Origin of the sequence: Acinetobacter sp. AG1 (genome assembly GCF_001005525.1) — a bacterium.
In the GTDB taxonomy this organism is placed as follows: domain Bacteria; phylum Pseudomonadota; class Gammaproteobacteria; order Pseudomonadales; family Moraxellaceae; genus Acinetobacter; species Acinetobacter modestus.
Window position 1 is genome coordinate 1 of the sequence record NZ_LBMZ01000032.1, and the last position, 2,878, is coordinate 2,878.

General features: G+C 31.5%; 2 protein-coding genes and 3 pseudogenes. 2 read left to right on the forward strand and 3 right to left on the reverse strand.

The genetic code is table 11. From position 1 onward, the window contains the following. Positions 1–313 precede the first annotated feature (313 nt). Positions 314–1,483 carry a DUF2235 domain-containing protein gene (locus AAV96_RS00315; protein ID WP_052750581.1) on the forward strand — a complete coding sequence of 390 codons (1,170 nt, stop codon included), beginning with the start codon at positions 314–316 and terminating at the stop codon, positions 1,481–1,483. A gap of 50 nt (positions 1,484–1,533) precedes the next feature. Here the strand turns inward: AAV96_RS00315 and AAV96_RS00320 are convergent, their stop codons facing one another. After that, positions 1,534–2,148, reverse strand: a complete 615-nt coding sequence (locus tag AAV96_RS00320; RefSeq protein ID WP_046737869.1) for a hypothetical protein — start codon at positions 2,146–2,148, stop codon at positions 1,534–1,536. 78 nt (positions 2,149–2,226) lie between these two features. Here AAV96_RS00320 and AAV96_RS18375 point away from each other — a divergent pair. Then, positions 2,227–2,454, forward strand: a pseudogene (locus AAV96_RS18375) (hypothetical protein); the annotation flags it as partial. Here AAV96_RS18375 and AAV96_RS18380 read toward each other — a convergent pair. Together AAV96_RS18380 and AAV96_RS18185 are read right to left on the reverse strand one after the other, a co-directional pair. Next, a pseudogene (locus AAV96_RS18380) lies at positions 2,451–2,652 on the reverse strand (hydrolase or metal-binding protein); the annotation flags it as partial. The pseudogenes AAV96_RS18375 and AAV96_RS18380 sit on opposite strands and share 4 nt — an antisense overlap. A gap of 27 nt (positions 2,653–2,679) precedes the next feature. Next, positions 2,680–2,878, reverse strand: a pseudogene (locus AAV96_RS18185) (hypothetical protein); the annotation flags it as partial.

The following is a 2,878-nucleotide window of genomic DNA, read 5'->3' on the forward strand; positions in this document are numbered from 1 at the left end:
GTGGATACACTAAAAGTTTAAGAAGAAAAGTATGATATATACTTAACTTAATTTATGCATAAAAATCAAATACTGCAATCGACAACAAAAATTTTATTATTCATTATAAATATTTTACTCAAAAAAAATATCTTTTTTATTTATAGTTTAATAGAATTAAAATATACATTTAGGTGATCATAAATTTAACTATATATTTAGCATTTTTTAATTATTAAGATCAGCCAATATAGTGCTGATAAATTAATCTAAATTTCTGACTGGATTTTTCCTATAAAAACAATAATGCTCTATAAAACAACAGGAGAAAAAAATGAAAAATATTATCTTTTGCGCAGATGGAACATGGAATGGTCCAACAGGTAATGATGTTATTTCAGATCCATCTAATGTCCAGTTATATTTTGAAACATTAGTAAACTCTGGACAATGTGATCATACAAAATCAGAGCAAGAAAGCAAAGTTTGGGATGAATCGGGAAATTTAGTTCAAATTGCAAAATACATTAATGGTGTAGGTGCAGAGAATTCTATTTTTGAAAAAGCATTTGGGGGAGCATTAGGTTTTGGTTTAATGTACCGAATAGCAAGAGGATATACTTTTATTTCTCGAAATTATAAGTCTGGAGATAAAATTTTTATGTTAGGTTTCAGTCGTGGAGCTTATACATCACGAGCTCTTGCTGGTTTAATATCTAAATATGGACTTCTTGACTGGGAAAAATTAGAGCTTGAAGAATCTAGTAATACAAGTTACTTAGCAGCGATGACAATTATTCTCAGATATTTTTCAGAAGGAAAAGAGAATGAAAAATTCTCTAGTTTCACTTCCAAATTTTTTGATATTTGCGCAGATCAAAGTGTTAAATTTGGTAAATGGTTAACTCACCTAATAATGCCAGAACAAAGATTAATACCTGTAGAAGCAATTGAGTGTGTAAGTGTTTGGGATACTGTGGGAGCCTATGGCATCCCCTTTTATGACAATTTAGAACGTAAGTACGTAGATTTTTTTGAATTTGCAGATAAAGTGTTAAATCCCAAAATTAAAAGAGGTTTACATGCCATTTCTATTGATGAGCGGAGATTACTTTTTACACCAACCCTTTGGGAAAAAGATAAAAGAATAACTCAAGTCCTATATACAGGGTCTCATAGCGATGTTGGTGGAGGATATACTGAACGTGGATTATCAGACATTTCTTTAGAATGGATAATAAATGAAACTAAAAAACTAGGTGTTATGTTTGAAAAAGATGTTCCAAATCTTACCTTAAATGCGTTAAGTGCTATTCATCCTCAATGGGAAAGAGATCCATGGCCAAATTTCAAAAGTGGAGATCGAGATTTTTTAGGTCGAACCGATTTACTTGTTGCAGCTTCTGTAATAGATAGAATAAATAATGACAAAGGATATCAACCACTTTCATTAAAGAATTTATTTGGAACTTTTAATATTCCGTCAATAAGCATTTTTAAATAAAAAAAAGGGGGCAATCTGAATGCCCCCTTTAACTTATGATTTCTTATAAATTACTTGCACTCAAAATATCCAACTCTTTGCTCACTAACTGAACACCAAGTAGACATGTTAACTACGTATGAATCGGGTCTAATCCTTTGAGCTTTGCCAACGGCATCTTCTGCCTCTGCTCTGGAAATGAATATTTTCACGCTTCTATAGGATCCAGATCGATAAAATATTTCACCTATACCGAGTCCCATTTTTTCAGCTGTTTTAGTAACTTCATACTGAGCAGAATCAAATGTTTTATCACCACCAAAAACTACTCCCCAAGCTCCCCAAGAACTCGATGAACCACTGACACTCTGGGATGCAATAGAAGAAGTTATTTGTGGTAATGATGTCGTCTTAATTAAAGCATCTACTGTTTGTTGTGACATTGGTACACTAGAAAACTTATTTATTACGTTGACAGCCCATTCCCTTAAATTTTTACTTTCGGCAGATTGATTTGGTGTTGGCTCTTTATTTAATATTATAGTGGCTAACTCAACAAACTTAGTTTCACTATCACGTTGTTTATTCGCACTAGCCATTTGATTACTCAAATAAACAATTGCTACAGGAATTAATACAGCGCCTATGACTTTACTTAAAATTTCAGTTTTTTGCCAATTATCCATTTTATATTCCCTTTATATAATTTTACATTAAAGATTTATTTGTTAATAGACTAGTCTTAAGTATAAATCTCCTCATTTGGTTTTGATGTCGATAGTGGTTATTACTTTGTTATTGGTGTTTCTCATGATGTAACTGCTGAGGCAAACAATGATAATCATGAGGATGACTTATGGTTTATTTTAGCCCAAACATGTAGCGAAGACGATTATGAATTAATTGCCAGAATAAGTTTTGAATATTGTAATTTATGGCAACTGTATTTTTGTATTGGAGATTTTTTTCAATTTAAAGCATGTACCAATTAATACAACCCTTTCTGAATATCCTGAACATGAATTAAGTCATGCATTTTCTGATGCTGCTCTAATTTAGGTTCATCGACATAAAACTCCCAACAATATCCAAAGCCTTCTTCACCCCGACCTCAGAGCTGGCATTACCATAAGTATGCGATCCAGAGCCTCCTGATAAAAACCTGCTGCATTGCTGTATTCATCCATTTGTATCACGTAGACAAAGCCTTTCGTTCTTTAAACTATTGTTTGACTCATCTCCTTTTTATTGTCTGACTCATCTTCTTTTTTATTATTTGATTCATCTTCTTTTTTATTGTCTGACTCATCTTCTTTTTTATTGTTTGATTCATCTTCTTTTTTATTGTTTGATTCATCTTCTTTTTTATTGTTTGATTCATCTTCTTTTTTATTTTTTGATTCATCTTCTTTTTTA

Coding starts and splice junctions, on each gene's coding strand:
- AAV96_RS00315 (WP_052750581.1), top strand. CDS start 314: ATGAAAAATATTATCTTTTGCGCAGATGGAACATGGAATGGTCCAACA.
- AAV96_RS00320 (WP_046737869.1), bottom strand. CDS start 2,148: ATGGATAATTGGCAAAAAACTGAAATTTTAAGTAAAGTCATAGGCGCT.